Origin of the sequence: Microcoleus sp. OTE_8_concoct_300 (assembly GCF_031383065.1) — a bacterium.
Lineage (GTDB): Bacteria > Cyanobacteriota > Cyanobacteriia > Cyanobacteriales > Microcoleaceae > Microcoleus.
In genome coordinates, this window is record NZ_JANMZH010000411.1 from 1 (window position 1) to 1,742 (window position 1,742).

General features: G+C 38.2%; 1 protein-coding gene and 1 pseudogene. One reads left to right on the forward strand and one right to left on the reverse strand.

The genetic code is table 11. The annotated features are described in order from the left end of the window. Nucleotides 1-155: 155 nt before the first annotated feature. Nucleotides 156-859, reverse strand: a protein-coding gene (locus ACUVJL_RS19120) for an IS1 family transposase (protein ID WP_445247281.1) whose coding sequence is annotated in 2 segments (ribosomal slippage) — nt 156-520 and nt 520-859 — 705 coding nt in all. Because the reading frame shifts where the segments join, the coding sequence is not laid out codon by codon here. 38 nt (nt 860-897) lie between these two features. Here ACUVJL_RS19120 and ACUVJL_RS19125 point away from each other — a divergent pair. Beyond that, nucleotides 898-1,431 (forward strand): annotated as a pseudogene (locus ACUVJL_RS19125) (ISAs1 family transposase); the annotation flags it as partial. Nucleotides 1,432-1,742 lie beyond the last annotated feature (311 nt).

Genomic DNA, 1,742 nt, shown 5'->3' on the forward strand with positions numbered 1-1,742 from the left:
TTCTGTTTACCTTTCTTCTGACCATTTTTATTGACATGAGTTGACTGACATTCAGGACATTTCATAAGCTCTGCGTTTTTTGAAGTGTTATTTTTTGGCGCTCGCACTATAAATTTATCATACCCTAATTCAGCAACGCCACAGGCGTTGCTGAATCAAGGTATGAATGCCCCAGGAATGGGAATATCGTGAAATTTCAAGTAATGTATTAATAACTTAATCGAATGCTTGAGGATATTCTCACATTTAGAATAACAAAGAGTCTTGCGATGTAGTCTGGCTAAATAATGTCTTAGTCTTGTATTTTCCCCTTCTACTCGTGTCATATAAGTCTTACTGATAATCTGATCCCCATCGGTCATAAACATGGGATATACCGACCATCCATCAGTTACATAAAAGTAGCATTTCCCTGCACTTACTTTGTCCCATAATAGTTCAAATGTCTTAGCACTACGATCCCCTAATACCCATCCTAAAATTCCTGGTTGAAAGTGGTCAACCGCTGTCCACAACCAGATTTTGTCTGTTTTTTTTTTACATAACTTTGTAATTCATCGAGCTCACCAACTTCTGGAATGACTTCAGGGTCATAAACATCGGGTAACAGTTTTCCGACTTGTTTTACCCAATTTATTACCGTGGTATGATGAACTCCCTTAACTCGTTCTATCGCCCGTAAACCCATACCATTGACGTACATTTTTAGGCAATCACGTTTGATGCTCTCGCTATAACCTCGATGGGGTTCATACTGATTAATGAATTGACGACCACATTGGACACAAATGTGATTCTGTTTTCCTTTTTTCTTGCCGTTTTTACGGATATGGGTTGATTTACATTCTGGGCATTGCATAAATTATTCCTCCTATTCATACTCTAACTCAGCAACGCCTACATTCTCAGGTTAAAGAATGGTTTGATACCAGAAGAGCTAATAACTTTGAAGGCATTAACGTTAGTTATAACCAACAAATTGAAAAGGGACACCATCGCACTGAAAAACTTTATGTTTGGGCTCTTCCTTTAGAGGCTTTCGGTGGTCTTTATCAACAAGACCAATGGTCGGGACTGCAAACCATCGTCATTATTGAAAGAATCCGCCATCTTTGGAACAAAACGACTCGTGAAGTCCAATTTTATCTAACTTCTCTGCCTGCAGATGCTCAAGTTCTTGGTCGTGCCATTCGTCAACATTGGACGATTGAAAACCAAGTTCATTGGACTTTAGATGTCACGTTCCATGAGGATCAATGTCGGATTCGTTCAGGTCATAGTCCTCGTAATTTTGCCATCCTGAGACGGATAGCACTTAACGCTCTTAATCAGGAGAAAACATTGCAGCGTAGTCTTCGTCAAAAAATTAAACAGGCTTCTATGAATAATGATTATATGATGACTGTTATCAACTCCTTTTGTAAAGCTTGATTGAGATGCTCTTACCCTGTAATATTCATCAGGCAGTTTTTTAAGTTCGTGTGTTTTTTGAGCTTAACGTAAAAAGTGCCTTTTTTTTGTCTTTTTGGTTAAAATCTTAGTGACTTTTTAGCTCGGCTCGCGGACTGTCCCTGTTCCAAAACTGTCCGAAGTATTGTTAATAGGACTTACGCATTGACAAAAAACATCATCTATGAATTATAGATAATGATATCACTGCTAAGGTTGGCAAAAATATGCTCACGTACAACTAACGTGAACATATTCCGTTGTACTTCATACCAATTGCTAATTATCTTTTC